This window comes from Nonomuraea salmonea (assembly GCF_042428605.1).
In the GTDB taxonomy this organism is placed as follows: domain Bacteria; phylum Actinomycetota; class Actinomycetes; order Streptosporangiales; family Streptosporangiaceae; genus Nonomuraea; species Nonomuraea salmonea.
Genome location: NZ_JBHMCF010000046.1, coordinates 227,140 through 241,020, shown reverse-complemented (window position 1 = coordinate 241,020; position 13,881 = coordinate 227,140). Strand labels below are relative to the sequence as shown.

The window sequence follows — 13,881 nt, the reverse complement described above, 5'->3', positions numbered from 1 at the left end:
GGCCCGCGACGGCCCACGATCCCGGCCGTGACCGGGCCCGGCCGGGATCGCTCGAAGGTTTGCTACTCGCGCGTGGCGGGGTCGCGGAACGCCACGGCGGCGGGCCGCTCGCAGGTGCTCTCGACGTCCACCGAACGGCCGGAGTGCGCCGCGGCGAGCAGCGACTCCATGACGTCCAGGACGTGGAACGCCATCGCGCCGCCCGCCCTGGGCTCCCCCTCGGACAGGAAGTCGATGAGACCCACGCCGCGTCCCGCCTCGGCGTACCCGGCCGAGACCGGCAGCTCCCGCGCGGCCTGGTCGCCGAGCCTGGTCAGCAGCACCGGCCCGTCGAAGCGGTTGGGGTCGGGGACGACGAGCGAGCCCCGCTCCCCGTGCACCTCGATGTTGGGCGCGCGGGTCGCGACCGCGTCGAAGCTCATGACCAGCGTGGACAGCACCCCCGACTCGTGCACGAGCACGCCGGTGACGTGCGTGTCCACGGTGACCGGGATCGCCTCGCCCTGGCGCGGCCCCGAGCCGATCGTGCGCTTGGCCCGCGTCCTGCTGGCCGCGCCGATGACCGTGGCCACCGGGCCGAGCATGGTGATCAGGCTGCTGATGTAGTACGGGCCCATGTCCAGGAGCGGCCCGCCACCCGGCACGTAGTAGAAGTCGGGGTTGGGGTGCCAGCGCTCGTGGCCGGGCGTCATCATCGTCGCCGTGGCCGCGACGGGACGGCCGATGAGCCCCTCGTCGATGGCGACCCTGGCCGTCTGGATGCCGGTGCCGAGGACGGTGTCGGGCGCGCAGCCCACCCGCACCCCGGCCTGGCCGGCGGCCTCCAGCACGCGCTTGGCGTCCTCGCCCGTCGCGGCCAGCGGCTTCTCGCAGTAGACGTCCTTGCCCGCCGCGATGGCCCGCAGCGCGATCTCCGCGTGCGCGGCCGGGACGGTGAGGTTGATCACCACCTGGATGCGCGGGTCCGTGAGCAGCTCGGCCACGTCGAGCACCTCGACGCCCTCGTACGGCTCCGCCGCCGCCCGCGCCCGCTCCGGGTCGAGGTCGGCCACGGCCACCAGCCGGACCTGGGGCAGGCGGGCGATGGTCGTCAGGTATTGGGCCGAGATGGCGCCGCAGCCCACGATGCCGACGGTCAGCGGCTGGCCCACAGCATGCCCCTCTCGACGATCGTCCGCACGCTGTCCTGCTCCAGCACGTCCAGGCTGTGCCCAGGAGTCGCCACGAAGATCCTCCCCTTGCCCCAGCGGCGGGTCCAGATGGCCGGCGAGGTCACCTCGCGGTGCCACGGATCCCACGGCCGCACCTTCTGCGTCGTGGTGGCCAGCACGTCGATGTAGTCGTCGGTCAGCACCCAGTACTGCTCGGTGACCAGGTCGAAGTCCTCGATGCCCTGCGTGATCGGGTGCGCGGCCGCCTCGGGCAGCATGTTCACGGTGTACGGGACGAAGTTGTGCCGCTCGGTGCCGGCGTCGGGGTCGTCGGGGTGCTTGCCCGGGTGGCAGGCGAACTGGCCGCCGATGAGGTGCAGGTAGTCGGAGGAGTTGCGGAAGGAGTCGGCGATGCCGCCGTGCCAGCCCGCCATCCCCGTGCCCGCCTCGATGGCCGCCCGCAGGCCCTTGAGCTGGTCCGCCTCGATCGTGCCCATCGTGTAGCACTGCACGACGAGGTCGATCTCGGCCATGAGTGCGCTGTCGGCGTACGGGGCAGGGCTGTCCGCCAGCTGCACCTCGAAGCCGTTCTTCTCCAGGAAGGGCACGAAGAGGTCGGTGGCCGCCACCGGAGCGTGGCCCTCCCAGCCGCCTCGTACCACGAGGACCTTGCGCGTGTGCTCGCCCGCCATGCAATCGCCAATCACTCGATGAACCATAAATCGGCCGTGCACCGCCCAATCCTCAAATAGCGGCACACTTCGCCAATTCTGTCTGACTTCCCCCAAAACCCCCAGCCCCCATTTTGGCGAGCCTCGCGCCTGGGCCGTCCGCCGGGGGGCACGAGCGATCCCCCGCCACGCGCCCCGTCAGGAGGAGCAGGTGATGATCTTCGTGATGAGGTCGCGCATCGGCGTCAGGAGGCCGGGGCAGGCGGCGGCGTCGAGCTCGTACAGGCGCAGGGCGCCGCTGCGCCGCACCCTCAGCAGGCCCGCCTGCCGCAGGATCTTCAGGTGGTGGCTGGTGGCGGGCTGCGACAGCTCCAGGTGCGCGGCGATGTCGCCGACGCTGCGCGGGGCCGCGGCCTCCAGGAGGAAGACCACGATCTCCTGGCGGCGCTCGTCGCCCAGGGCGGTGAACAGCGGCCGGGTCGTGGCGAACAGCGCCGCCACGTCCCCCGCCTCGATCGGGCCGCTCATGCCGGCAGCGCGCGGCGCAGGGCGGACAGGGCGCCCACCGGCAGCGTCCTGGCCTCGCCCTCGGCGATCCAGCCGGCCAGCATGAGCCGCGTCTGGGCGCGGACCTTCGTGAAGTGCGCCTCCAGATAGCGGCGCAGGTCGAAGGGGAGCAACCAGGGCAGGACGCGCAGCGCCGGCCCCACGGCCCACGACGGGACCGAGGCGAGCGCGCGCCGCCCGTGCTGGGCGGACACCACGGCGACGGCCTCCCTCGCGGCGGCGCCGGCGGCGCGCAGCCGCGCCCCCTTCAGGGGCAGCCGCCAGCCGGAGATCTCCAGCGCGGCGATGTACGGGATCATGCGGGCGGCGGTCAGCTCGGCCGCACCGGCCCGCGTCACCGGCCTGGCCCGCAGGCCACCGGCGCGCAGCGCGGCGACGACCTGCGGGGCGCGCTCCCCCGCGACGCCCATCGCCGAGCCCGGCGGCACCCAGTACGCCACCCCCGGCCCCGGCACCTCCCCTCCCAGGGGCGCCTGGTAGGCGAGCAGTGCGGGGATCACCTGCACGATCTGCTCCCGCGGCCAGACCTCGGCGAGGGTGCTCAGGTCGCCCGGGTCCTGACCGATGGTGACCACCGTCGCCGCGCCGGTCGCCGCGCGCAGCGCCGCCGTCCACGTGCCGCGCAGCGCGGTCGAGTCGACGCACAACCACACCATGTCCCAGTGCTCGTCGCGCGCCTCGCTCATCACCTCGTACGGTTCGAGCCGCTCATGCACCGGCGCCCTGCCCCGCCTGAGCCGGTACAGCGAACCTCCTCCCCAGCTCTCCCGCCCCGGCCGCACGAGATACCCGACCTTGGCGCCACCGGCCGCAAGCCGCACCCCGAACACCTGCCCCAACGCTCCGGCCCCGATGACCAGCACCTTCACCATGGTCTCCTTATCTATCCAAATATTCGGATAGATGAAGACTAGCCGGAGGTGAGGGCGTGGCGGGCGTGGGCGCGGACATCGGCGTCCGCGTCCTTCAGGGCTCCTTCCAGGGCGGTGGCCACCGCCTCGACGTCGTGGTAGAGCCAGGCGTTCAGCTTGTCGATCTCGGGGCGCAGCGCCTCCGGGTAGAGATCGGTCTCGCGGTCGGCCCACTCCTCGAACTGGGTGGCCAGGTCGAACGTGAGGTCGGGGAAGTTGCTGCTGACGATCCTGCCGCACCGCCGGTCCCCGAGCACGGGCACCGAGATGTGGCCGGGGTAGCCCTTCTCGGTGGCGTCGTACGCCTGCTCCAGCAGGGTGAACCCGTTGACCGGGTCGGGGCCCCTGTGTTCCCTGAACGCCCAGCCGCGCCCGTCGCGCTCGTCGTCCACGTACGACAGCGACACCACGTCCTCAGGGCCCTTGAGCTTGCGGACGATGGCCGCGGTGGGCGTACGGGCAGACCCAGGCGACGTAGAGGTGGTAGCGGCCGGGCTCGGCGCGGTAGCCGCTCGACCCGCCGGCGGTGATGCGGCCCTGGAAGGGGTAGATGGGGCGGTTCCAGCCGGCCGGCAGGTGCAGGCGGCCCGGGCCGTAGGAGCCGTAGGCGGTGTGGTCGACGGGACTGGCGTAGGCGGGGGTTCCCGTCCTGGTGGAAGGCCCGGGGTAAACGGTCACACTGGGCTCCGGCTCAGTCTTGGGGATGGAACTGGCCGAAGCGGCCCTGATGGTAGAGGAGCGGCCGGTCGTCGCCGTGCGTGCGCACGTCGGCGACCAGGCCGACGACGAGCACGTGGTCGCCCACGTCGGCGGTCTCGTACGGCAGGCACACCAGGTGCGCGGAGACGTCCTGGAGCAGCGGCGCGCCGAGCGGTCCAGGACGCCAGCGGGTGGGCGGCGCGAACCTGTCGATGCCCTTGCGGGCGAACCTGGCGGCCAGGTCCGCCTGGTCGCCGGACAGGATGTTGACGGCGAAGTGGTCGGCGGTGCGCAGCCAGGGCCAGGTGGCGGAGGACTGGTCGACGTAGAAGGAGACGAGCGGCGGTTCGAGGCTGACCGAGGAGAACGAGGTGGCGGTCATGCCGACCGGGACGCCGTCGTTCTGGGCGGTGATCACCACGACGCCGCTGGCGTGCACGGCGAGTGCCCGGCGGAACGATTCGGCGCCGACGGCGCGTCCGGGCATCGTGTCGGTCATGCCCGGACCCTCCCTTCTCGTTCGCGGGTCGTGGTGGTCGGTGCTGGGCTGGTCGGTGCTGGGCTGGTCGGTGCTGGGCTGGTCGGTGCTGGGATCACGGGATCGTTCCTCACAGGGAAGGCGTGCGCGCGGCGCCCTGGCGGTGTGGTGCGCGAGCGCGGTGTACGGGTTCGTCAGCGGGAGCGTGGACGGCGTCGGCCACGCCGGAGCACGAGGGGGACGAGGGAGAACGCGGCGGTACGCCGCGGGCGGTGGTCCGTGATCAGCGACACTGCGCGCTGGCGACGTGGCAGAAGTCCACGTGGGGGCGCGCGGTCAGGAGGAAGCCCTGGCTCATGTCTTCGACGCTAAGCCGCGTGTCCGGAAAAGTCAATATTTCCTACTTGTTATGCGGGAAATATGTCGGGGAGGCCCGCGTAGACCCGCCGCGCGTTCCCTCCGAGCACCGCGGCGACCAGATCGGGCGCCTCGGCGGGGAGCAGGGCGGCGACGTTGCGGGCGTTGGCGGCGGTGCCGGGGACGCCGGGCCAGTCGGTGCCGAAGATCCACCTGCGGGCCAGGCGGGCCAGGTCGTAGCGGGCGTAGTACTCGGGCAGCCGCTTGGGCGGCAGGCCGGACAGCTCCAGCCAGACCGTGTCGTGCGCGAGCGCGAGGAACGCGGCGGCGTCGTACCACCAGCCGCGCCCGCCGTGCGCGAGCACCACGTGAAGGCCGGGGAAGTCGCGCAGGACCGGGATGAGGAAGGCAGGGTCGGCGTTCTCGTTGGCCGAGCCGGGGAACGTGCTGGTGCCGCAGTGCACGACCAGCGGCACGCCGCTCTCCTCCAGCACGTGGTAGGCGGGGTAGAGCGCGGCGTCGTCGCAGCGGAACCCGCCGTGCACCGGGTGCAGCTTGAGCGCGGCGGCCCCGAGCGCGAGCTGGCGGCGTACCTCGGCGGCGATCGGGTGGTGCAGGTGCGGGTTGACGTTCGCGATCGGGCGGAACCTGCGCGGGTTGTGCTCGACGATCGGCAGCAGGTCCTCGAACTCCTGCATGCCGGTCGCCTTGGGGCTGTACTCGCACATCAGCAGCGCCACGTCCACGCCCTCGGCGGCGAACAACGCGTCGAGCCTGCCCGGGCGGGGCCGGCCTTCGGCGTCCCAGACGGCCTCCAGCACGCCGTCGGCGCCGAACCGCCGGGCCCAGCTCAGCCAGGCGGGCTTGAGCGTGCCGAGCACGGGCACGTGAACGTGGGCGTCGATGAGCGGGCGGCCGTCGAGCATGTCCCGTACATTACGCTCGGCGGCGCCGGAAGATCAGCCATGACATTCGACGCCAGAAGCGGGTATCGTCAGATCTTTGTAGCAAATTGTTCCGGCTGAGGAGCACACGTGGTCGAGCTTGCGAAGGCCCTGGAGATCGCGACGCCGGCGGGGCGGGCGCGCGAGGCGGCGGGGGCGCCCGCGTTGCTGCTGACGATCCTCGGCGAATTCGTGCTGCCGCGCGGCGGCGAGGTGTGGACGGGCACGCTGGTGGCCGCGCTCGGGGCGCTCGGCGTGGAGGAGAAGTCGGCTCGCCAGGCGCTGTCGCGCACCGCCGCGCAGGGGCTGCTCTCCCCCGCCCGCCACGGGCGCAGGGTGCGCTGGAGCCTGACACCGGCGGGCGACCGGCTGCTGCGCGAGGGCGCCGAGCGCATCTACGGCTTCATGCGCGGGCCGCACGACTGGGACGGCCGCTGGCTGGTGCTGACCGCCGGGGTGCCGGAGGCCCAGCGGCGGCTGCGCCACCGGCTGCGCACCCGGCTCACCTGGCTCGGCCTCGGCTCCCCCTCCCCTGGCCTGTGGGTGGTGCCGGACGCCTCGAAGGAGACCGCCGTGCGCGAGGTCATCACCGAGCTCGGGCTCGGCGACCGGGCCTTCGCCTGGACGGGACCCGCGACCGGCATCGGCGACCTCGCGGCGCTGATCGCCGCCGCCTGGGACCTCGACGACGTGGAGCAGCGCTACCTGGCCTTCATCGACCGCTTCACCACCCTCCGGACGGCCGACTCCGAGCAGGCGGTGTTCACCGCGCAGGTGCAGCTCATCCAGGAGTGGCGGCGCTTCCCGTTCCTCGACCCCGACCTGCCGGCCGAGCTGCTGCGTCCCGACTGGCCGGGGCCGCGCGCCGCGGCGGTCTTCCACGACCTGCGCAACCGCTGGCACCGGCGGGCGCAGGCGGCCTGGGAGTCAATGGACGACGAGGCCGCCACCCGCACCTAGCACTACGCCCGCGCGACGTCCGACCATCGCCGTGTATCAGTTCTTGATGCCGGTGAGCGTCACCCCTTCGACGAAGCAGCGCTGCAGGAAGAAGAAGAAGAAGAGCCCGATGATCGGCGGGATGAGGCAGCACGATCGTCCAGAACACCCGCCAGGGCGACGCGCCGTCGCTGTCGGCGGCTGCACGGTGAGCGGCGCGCTGGAAGCCGCACGGCGTGGCGGAGGTCAGGGCGTGCGCCTGGTACCCACTTTTTTGTGGGTACTTGCCGCCCCGGCCGTCCCCGGACGAAGCTGAGGTCATGGCGGCCGGGGGGCCGCCGGGATCAGCCGGACGTTCGAGGGGAGGCCGGGACGGTGCGCGTCACGAGACCTGCCGGGTCGCGGCCAGCCTCTCGAGGCGGCGGTGGCCCCAGTCAGCGAGGGGTGCCAGCGCGTCCGCCAGGTCCTGTCCGAACGGGGTCAGCGAGTATTCGGTCTTCAGCGGCCGGACGTCGTAGACCTCCCGGTGGACGAGACCGTCGGCCTCCATCTCGCGCAGCGTCTGCGTCAGCACCTTCTCACTGAGCCCCGGCGCCCGCCGCAGCAGCTCACCCGGCCGCCACGGGCCTGACTCCAGCAGCCAGAGCAGGAGCGTCTTCCACTTGCCGTCGATCACGGCGATCGCGGCGGTCACCCCGCACACGTTCGTGTCCTGTGCCCTGCTGCGCGTCATCGCCATCCCACCTTCAGCACTTTCGTCAAGGAGTCTTCACGCATGTCCGCATCCACCCCACAGTCTGCCGTCACCGTGCTCGGTCTGGGCCCGATGGGCCGGGCGCTGGCCGGCGCCCTCCTGGACGCGGGCCTGGCCGTCACCGTCTGGAACCGTACGCCCGGCAGGGACCGCGAGCTGGTCGCCCGCGGCGCGGCGGGCGCCTCTTCCCCCGAGTCCGCGGTCGCCGCGAGCCCGCTCACCGTGCTCTGCGTGGTCGACTACGACGCCGCCGACGCGATCGTACGCGGGGAAGCGGTCGCCTCCGCGCTCAAGGGCCGCACGCTGGTCAACCTGACCGCCGACACGCCCGCCCGCGCCCGGGAGACCGGCGCGTGGGCGGCCGCGCACGGCATCGGCTACCTCGACGGCGCCATCATGACGCCGGCCCCCACCATCGGCACCCCTGACGCGGTGTTCCTGCACAGCGGGCCCGAGGAGCTCTACCGCGAGCACCAGCCGGTGCTGGACGCGCTCGGCGGCACCCACACCCACCTGGGCGCCGACATCGGCCGGGCGGCCTCCTACGACCTGGCGCTGCTCGACATCTTCTGGACCGCCATGGCCGGGTACGCCCACGCGCTGGCCCTGGCCAAGGCGGAGGGCGTCACAGCCCGGGAACTGGCGCCCTTCGCGCAGGGCATCGCCGCCATCCTGCCCCCGCTCATCGAGGCAGGCGCGCAGGAGGCGGACGCCGGCTCCTTCTCAGGCGACGTCAACCCGATCACCTCAGCGGCCTCCTCCATGAAGCACATCATCCAGGCCTCGGAGGAACGCGGCATCGACGCGAGCGTGATGCGCGCGGCGGAGGGCCTGGCCCGCAGAGTGATCGGCCTCGGCCACGGCAGAGACGACTTCCTCCGCATCACGGACCTGCTGACTCCCCGCTGACCCGCGCGGGACGCGGCGACTGCGCGGGACGCGGCGATTGCGCGAGAGGCGAACCCTCCCCCACCGTCCGCGCGGGTGGCCGGCGCTCGGCCGCCGTTGACCGCGTGGGAGGCGACCACACTCCCCCACCCTCCGCGCGGGAAGACGGTGCTCAGCCGTCGTTGACTGCTGAGGCGGGGAGGGGGATCGACGGGAAGGGGTTGTCGGGGAGGAGAACGATGCGGCGGGGGCGGTCGGGGAGGCCGGCGGCGTCGAGGTGGAGGAGGGCCGAGCCGATGCCGGCGGCGCCGACCATGTAGCCGGTGTCGGCGGTGACCTCGCCGGGGCGGAGCCTGCGGTAGGCCTGGTACCAGCGGTAGCCCTGGCCGTTGTGGTCGGTGGCGCGGCCGATCAGGTCGGCGGCGAGCGCGTAGGCGTAGTCGAGGTGGTCCCGGTGGCCGGTGGCCGCCCACAGGCCGACGAACAGCTCGATCACGCCGGCCGTGCCGCAGCACTGGCAGGCGACGTTCCAGTAGCCCTCGGTGCGGCGGCGCGGCGCCCCGCTGCTGATGATGCCGCGCGCCAGCCGCTCGGCCCACTCCAGGTCGGCGGGGTCGCCGTCCACCCGGTAGAGCTCGTAGAACATCCGCGCCACCCCGGCGGAGCCGGAGCAGAAGCCGAGGTAGTGCAGGCCGCGCGCGTGCGGCACGTGGTGCGGCACGACCGCGCAGCGCCCGCTCACGACGCTGACCTCGCGGACGAAGGCGGCGCCGCTGCGCGCGGCGTGGAGGAAGCGCCGCTCGCCGGTGACGCCGTACAGGCGGGCCAGCAGGTACGCGGTGCCGGACGTGCCGGCGAGGAAGCCCGGCGTGACGGCGTCCACCGGCAGGTCGGCGCAGTCGCCGAACCGGTGGCCGGGGACGGGCAGGCGGGCGACGCGCAGCCCGGCCTCCACAGCGGCCTCCTCGTACGCGGGCACCCCGAGGTGCGTGGCGGCCCGCAGCAGCCCGAGGATGATGCCGCCCTCACCCCGCTGCGCCGGGTCGCGCGACCACTGGACGCCGTCGCCCCGCTCGGTGCCCTTGCGCACGATGTGGTCGGCGATGGCCGCGGCCTCGGACTCGAAGGCGGGCTCGCCGAGCGTCCACCCGGCCTCCATGAGCGCGATCATCACGCCGGTGAGCCCGTGGTAGAGGGTCAGGTCGTCCTGTTCGCGCCAGGTGGCGGCGAGCCTGCGGGCGCCGGCCCTGGCGTCCTCCAGGTACGCCTCGTGCCCGGTGGCGGCGGCCAGCTCAAGGAAGAACAGCACGACCCCGGCGGCCCCCGAGTAGAGAGACCAGGGCTCGGCGGTGACGGCGGACGCGCCGCGCGTGTCGGGGTTGGCCTGCCACCACCGGCCGTGCTCGTCGTCGACGGCGGCCGAACGTACCCATCGGCCGGCCAGGATGGCGGCGGTCAGCGGCGTGTCAGCGCGGGCACTCGACGCGCGCATCTCGTCCAGGCTCATGAACTCATTTTCCCATAGATTTAGTAGGAAGACTCGGAAAGCGGGTGAAGCAGATGTGGACACGATGCTCCACCCGGCCGGGCCGCCGCTCAAGTAGCCGCGCGAGTGCGGCCATCACTCCTCCCCGGTGACGCCGAGCGCCCGCAGCAGCACGCCCCTGGTCTCGGCGGGGCCGGCGGCGGCGCCGGGCCGCAGCTCGGTGGCGATGCGGCCGGAGTCGAGCACCAGGATCCGGTCGGCCAGCGCGATGGCCTCGTCCACGTCGTGGGTGACCAGCAGCACGGCCGGGCGGTGCTGCTCGAACAGGCGGCGCAGCAGCCGATGCATCTTCAGCCTGGTCAGCGCGTCCAGCGCGCCGAACGGCTCGTCGGCGAGCAGCAGGCGGGGCTCGCGTACGAGGGACCGGGCCAGCGCGACGCGCTGCTGCTCGCCGCCCGACAGCTCGTTCGGCCAGGCCCGCTCGCGCCCGGCCAGCCCGACCTCGGCCAGGCTCCGCCGGCCGCGCTCCTCGGCTCCGGTCAGGCCGAGCACGACGTTGGGCAGCACCCGCTGCCACGGCAGCAGCCTGGCGTCCTGGAACACCACCGACACCTCGCCGGGCACCCGCACCGCGCCGCCGCCCGCCACGTCGCCGTCCAGGCCGGCCAGTGCGCGCAGCAGTGTGCTCTTGCCCGAGCCGCTGTGGCCGAGCAGCGCGGTGAACTCGCCTGGCGCCAGCTCCAGGTCGAGGCCGTCCAGCACCTTGCGGGCCCCGTAGACGCGGGTCAGCCGCTCGACGCGGATCAGCTCGCCAACGTCCGTCGCCACGACAGCGCCCTCCTTTCGACCAGGCGGACCGCGGCGTCGGAGAACAGGCCGAGCAGGCCGTACAGGACGATGCCGACGAGGATGACGTCGGTCTGCCCGTACGTGCGGGCCAGGTCCATCATGTAGCCGATGCCGCTGGTGGAGTTGATCAGCTCGGCCACCACCAGGAACAACCAGGCCGTCGTGACCGCGAACCGCAGCCCCAGCAGGAACCCGGGCAGCGCCCCCGGCAGCACCACTTTCCTGATGAACGTGCCGCGCCGCAGGTCGACGGTCTCGGCCAACTCGACGTAGCGGCTGTCGATGCCGCGCAGGCCGTTGTGGGTGTGGATGTAGATGGGTACGAGCACGCCGACCGCGATGACCGTGATCTTCATGCCCTCGCCGATGCCCAGCCACAGGATGAGCAGCGGCATCAGCGCCAGCGACGGGACGGCCCGCTTGATCTGCACCGGGCCGTCGATGATCGCCTCACCCCAGCGGCTGAGCCCGGACACCAGCGCCAGCACCGTACCCAGCGGCACGCCGATGGCGAGTCCCGAGGCGACCCGGCCGACCGAGGTCAGCAGGTTGTCCTGGAGGCGGCCGTTCGCGATCAGGTCGCCGGCCGTGGCGACCACGGTCCACGGCGCCGACAGGAACCGGGGGTCGAGCCGGCCCGTCGCCGAGGCGAGTGCCCAGAGGGCGAGCAGCAGCAGCGGGCCCAGCAGGAAGCCCAGCCTGATCGGGCGGCCCGGTCTGAGACGGCGGCGGGCGCGTACGCGGGCGGGGGCGGCGGGCCGGGAGGCGAGCAGCGTCATCTCACACCCTCCTTCCCGCGGGGGTCCGGCAGGAGGTCCGGCAGGAGGTCCGGCAGGGGCCTGCCGTGAAACGTCAGCACCGTGCGGGTGTCCGGCAGCGGCGTTCTGTGGGACGTCATCACGCACCTTCCTTCAGCGCGGCGGCGGCGACGGGCTCGAAGCGGCGGTCGTAGAGGTCCTCGGCCTTGAGCGGCTCGTTGCCGGTCTCGGCGGCCAGGATGTCGATGGTCTCCTGGTGCCGGGTGATGGCCTCCGACCAGTCGGCGGGGATGTCGGGCTCGCCCGCCTGGTCCACCAGGTACTGGCCGTCGGCCGCGTTGAGGCCCTGGTCCTTGACGTAGTAGCCGTCGATCCACTCCTTGGGATGTTCGTGGATCCAGCGGGAGGCGCGGGCCCAGGCGGCGACGTACTCGCGCAGGGCGGCCGCCTTGGCCGGGTCCTTGAGCGTCTCGGTGCGGACGTAGAGGTGGGCGGGGTCGTCGCGCAGGCCGTGCTGGACGGTCGTGGCGCCGTCCTTGCCGAACTTGGCGGTGTAGCGCTTGATGTTGACGCCGCCGATGGGCGCGACGTCCACCTGGCGGGAGGCCAGCGCGTTGGGGTAGACGTCGCCGGTGCTCGGCAGCTCGATCAGCTCGACGTCGTCCTTGGTGAGGCCGGCCTTCTTCAGCACCCTGAGCACGAGCGCGCCCTGCGCCTGCCCCGGGCTGTAGGCGATCTTCTTGCCGCGCAGGTCGGCGAGGGTCCTGACGTGTACGCCTGGGGCGATGCCGAGCTCGTACGTGGGGTGGGCGAGCGGGTCCTTGCGGAACTTCGAGGCCACGATCTTCACCGGCAGCCCGGTCCAGGTGGCGTGGATGGGCGGGATGTCGGCCACCGCGCCGACGTCGAGCGCGCCGGCCCTGAACGCCTCGCTCGTCTGCGGGCCGCCGCTGATGTTGGCCCACTCGATGGCGAACGAGAACGTCTCGATCTCGCCGGAGAGCTGCAGCGCCACCTTGGTGGCGGGGTCTCCGACGATCAGCCTGGCGCCTTGCGGGACCACGGTCGGCAGCGGCGCCTGCGCGGCCAGCTCTGGCCCGCCGGACTCCTGGGCGGCGCTCGGGGCGCAGGCCGTCAGGAGCAGCAGGACGAGTGCGGCGAGCGTGGGTCGTAACGAGGACGTGTGGTGGGGGCCCTGGCTCATGGTCTCGAAGGTACGAGCGCCAGGGGCCTAAGTCAACATTTCCTACCAAGTTTGCATGATTTTAGCAGTGGGTTCCGGTTCAGCCTGACACCGGAGGGGTCAGCTGGGCCGGGCGGAGCCGGCGAGACGGCGGAAGTCGGCGAGGCTCTGGCGGTAGAAGGCGAGGTCGCTCTCCAGCTTGGCCCTGGTGAAGCGACCGGGCTCGGCCTCGCGGGCGGACCTGCCCATCTCCGTCCAGAACGCCTCGGACGGCAGCGCGGCGGCCCCCTCCGGCAGGAACTTCAGCGCCTCGGCCACCGCGTCGGCGGCGTAGGTCCAGTCGGTCTCGACGGCGCGGACCCGCTGGGGGTCGGCCGGGCCGGCGGCATGGAAGAGGCCGCCCTCCAGGGCCCGGCTCGCGTACGTGCCGCCGATCAGCACCCACTGGCCGACGTCCAGCAGCTCGGACCTGCCCGTGCCGAACGTGGTGCGGGCCTCCCTGGCCGCGTGCTCGCCGGCGTACGAGACCGGCACCTCCACGCCGCCCGCCCGCACCAGCCACCCGTCGGGCACCTCGATGACCTCGGCGCCCGCCGACCCGCCCGAGACCGTCAGGTCGAGGTAGACGTGCGCCTCCACCAGCGAGCGCGCCATGACGGCGTCAGGCATGCCGGGCCGCCAGATCGCGGAAGGAGTCGCGGACGATCAGCAGCCGGTCGAGCTGGAACCTGCCGGGCTCGGCCGCCCGCATCTCCCTGCCCCGCTGCGACCAGAACCCGTCGTCGGGCACCTCGTCGGCGCCCGGCGGGATGAACTTGACGACCTCCTCGACGGCCGCCGTGGCGATCGACAGCGTGCGGTGGGCCTCCGCCTCGTCGTCCACCGGCACGTTGCCCGCCGTCAGGTCGGCCACCCACAGCCACTCCCCCGCGTCGAGCAGCTCCGACGGCTCCGGGCCGCCGAACGTGGGGTAGCCCGCCGGCATCGTCGGCCGCTCGGGCACCCCGAACAGATATTCGCGCTGCCTGCCACAGTCGTCGCAGGCCCCCCAGTAACGCGTGGCGAGCCCGTCGTCGACGGCGACCAGGCCGCTGTCCCACGCCGTCTCGACCGAGCCGCACGCGCACGGGTGCAGGTCGAGGTAGAGATGCGCCTCATCCCTCGTCCGTGCTATCGCGAACGCCATAACCGTCCTCTCCTCGCCGTTCTCCTATCATGCCCACACCCCCGAGGCTCCTGCCCCCGT

General features: G+C 72.9%; 18 protein-coding genes. 3 read left to right on the top strand and 15 right to left on the bottom strand.

The features are described 5' to 3' along the window. Positions 1 to 62 precede the first annotated feature (62 nt). From ACFFR3_RS41450 to ACFFR3_RS41420, 7 genes are all read right to left on the bottom strand, one after another. Positions 63 to 1,151 carry a Gfo/Idh/MocA family protein gene (locus tag ACFFR3_RS41450; RefSeq protein WP_345404367.1) on the bottom strand — a complete coding sequence of 363 codons (1,089 nt, stop codon included), beginning with the start codon at positions 1,149 to 1,151 and terminating at the stop codon, positions 63 to 65. Further along, entirely contained in the window at positions 1,136 to 1,858 is a 723-nt protein-coding gene (locus ACFFR3_RS41445) for a ThuA domain-containing protein (RefSeq protein WP_379484916.1), read from the bottom strand. Before ACFFR3_RS41445 ends, ACFFR3_RS41450 begins: the two co-directional genes overlap by 16 nt. A 162-nt stretch (positions 1,859 to 2,020) precedes the next feature. Further along, the gene (locus tag ACFFR3_RS41440) at positions 2,021 to 2,350 is read right to left on the bottom strand and encodes an ArsR/SmtB family transcription factor (protein ID WP_364380099.1); all 330 of its coding nucleotides are present in this window, start codon (positions 2,348 to 2,350) and stop codon (positions 2,021 to 2,023) included. Beyond that, positions 2,347 to 3,261 carry a ketopantoate reductase family protein gene (locus tag ACFFR3_RS41435; RefSeq protein WP_364380102.1) on the bottom strand — a complete coding sequence of 305 codons (915 nt, stop codon included), beginning with the start codon at positions 3,259 to 3,261 and terminating at the stop codon, positions 2,347 to 2,349. The genes ACFFR3_RS41440 and ACFFR3_RS41435 overlap by 4 nt, the downstream gene beginning before the upstream one ends. A 38-nt stretch (positions 3,262 to 3,299) precedes the next feature. Further along, the gene (locus tag ACFFR3_RS41430; protein WP_379484915.1) at positions 3,300 to 3,707 is read right to left on the bottom strand and encodes a glutathione S-transferase family protein; all 408 of its coding nucleotides are present in this window, start codon (positions 3,705 to 3,707) and stop codon (positions 3,300 to 3,302) included. 7 nt (positions 3,708 to 3,714) lie between these two features. Then, positions 3,715 to 3,978, bottom strand: coding sequence for a hypothetical protein (locus ACFFR3_RS41425; RefSeq protein WP_345404358.1), 264 nt, complete (start codon positions 3,976 to 3,978; stop codon positions 3,715 to 3,717). Positions 3,979 to 3,991: 13 nt separating this feature from the next. Next, positions 3,992 to 4,498 (bottom strand): flavin reductase family protein, encoded by a 507-nt coding sequence (locus ACFFR3_RS41420; protein WP_379484914.1) that lies wholly within the window; start codon positions 4,496 to 4,498, stop codon positions 3,992 to 3,994. Between ACFFR3_RS41420 and ACFFR3_RS41415 the strand changes: the two genes are divergently transcribed. Next, positions 4,497 to 4,760, top strand: coding sequence for a hypothetical protein (locus ACFFR3_RS41415; RefSeq protein ID WP_345404355.1), 264 nt, complete (start codon positions 4,497 to 4,499; stop codon positions 4,758 to 4,760). The genes ACFFR3_RS41420 and ACFFR3_RS41415 overlap by 2 nt on opposite strands. 124 nt (positions 4,761 to 4,884) lie before the next feature. Here ACFFR3_RS41415 and ACFFR3_RS41410 read toward each other — a convergent pair whose 3' ends face one another. Then, positions 4,885 to 5,760 (bottom strand): amidohydrolase family protein, encoded by an 876-nt coding sequence (locus tag ACFFR3_RS41410; protein ID WP_345404352.1) that lies wholly within the window; start codon positions 5,758 to 5,760, stop codon positions 4,885 to 4,887. Positions 5,761 to 5,868: 108 nt separating this feature from the next. Here ACFFR3_RS41410 and ACFFR3_RS41405 point away from each other — a divergent pair, with 108 nt between their 5' ends. Continuing rightward, positions 5,869 to 6,738: a PaaX family transcriptional regulator gene (locus tag ACFFR3_RS41405; protein WP_345404349.1), complete on the top strand. Its 870-nt coding sequence runs from the start codon at positions 5,869 to 5,871 to the stop codon at positions 6,736 to 6,738. 361 nt (positions 6,739 to 7,099) lie between these two features. On the opposite strand, the gene ACFFR3_RS41400 is transcribed toward ACFFR3_RS41405, so the two are convergent. Continuing rightward, positions 7,100 to 7,450 (bottom strand): winged helix-turn-helix transcriptional regulator, encoded by a 351-nt coding sequence (locus ACFFR3_RS41400; protein WP_345404343.1) that lies wholly within the window; start codon positions 7,448 to 7,450, stop codon positions 7,100 to 7,102. 42 nt (positions 7,451 to 7,492) lie between these two features. On the opposite strand from ACFFR3_RS41400, the gene ACFFR3_RS41395 reads away from it, so the two are divergent. Beyond that, complete coding sequence (locus ACFFR3_RS41395) at positions 7,493 to 8,380, top strand: NAD(P)-dependent oxidoreductase (RefSeq protein WP_379484913.1); 888 nt, start codon at positions 7,493 to 7,495, stop codon at positions 8,378 to 8,380. A gap of 151 nt (positions 8,381 to 8,531) precedes the next feature. On the opposite strand, the gene ACFFR3_RS41390 is transcribed toward ACFFR3_RS41395, so the two are convergent. The 6 genes from ACFFR3_RS41390 to ACFFR3_RS41365 form a co-directional block, all read right to left on the bottom strand. After that, a complete protein-coding gene (locus ACFFR3_RS41390) occupies positions 8,532 to 9,866 on the bottom strand; it encodes a lanthionine synthetase LanC family protein (RefSeq protein ID WP_364380126.1) in 1,335 nt (444 codons plus the stop codon). A 114-nt stretch (positions 9,867 to 9,980) separates the two neighbouring features. After that, positions 9,981 to 10,673: an ABC transporter ATP-binding protein gene (locus tag ACFFR3_RS41385; RefSeq protein ID WP_345404334.1), complete on the bottom strand. Its 693-nt coding sequence runs from the start codon at positions 10,671 to 10,673 to the stop codon at positions 9,981 to 9,983. Beyond that, on the bottom strand, positions 10,649 to 11,473 hold the full coding sequence (locus ACFFR3_RS41380; protein ID WP_364380129.1) for an ABC transporter permease: 825 nt from the start codon (positions 11,471 to 11,473) through the stop codon (positions 10,649 to 10,651). The genes ACFFR3_RS41385 and ACFFR3_RS41380 overlap by 25 nt, the downstream gene beginning before the upstream one ends. Before the next feature lie 118 nt (positions 11,474 to 11,591). Next, a complete protein-coding gene (locus ACFFR3_RS41375) occupies positions 11,592 to 12,656 on the bottom strand; it encodes an ABC transporter substrate-binding protein (RefSeq protein ID WP_345404328.1) in 1,065 nt (354 codons plus the stop codon). A gap of 99 nt (positions 12,657 to 12,755) precedes the next feature. Continuing rightward, positions 12,756 to 13,304 carry a hypothetical protein gene (locus ACFFR3_RS41370; protein ID WP_345404325.1) on the bottom strand — a complete coding sequence of 183 codons (549 nt, stop codon included), beginning with the start codon at positions 13,302 to 13,304 and terminating at the stop codon, positions 12,756 to 12,758. Further along, positions 13,297 to 13,821, bottom strand: a complete 525-nt coding sequence (locus ACFFR3_RS41365; RefSeq protein WP_364380141.1) for a hypothetical protein — start codon at positions 13,819 to 13,821, stop codon at positions 13,297 to 13,299. Before ACFFR3_RS41365 ends, ACFFR3_RS41370 begins: the two co-directional genes overlap by 8 nt. Between the last annotated feature and the right edge of the window lie 60 nt (positions 13,822 to 13,881).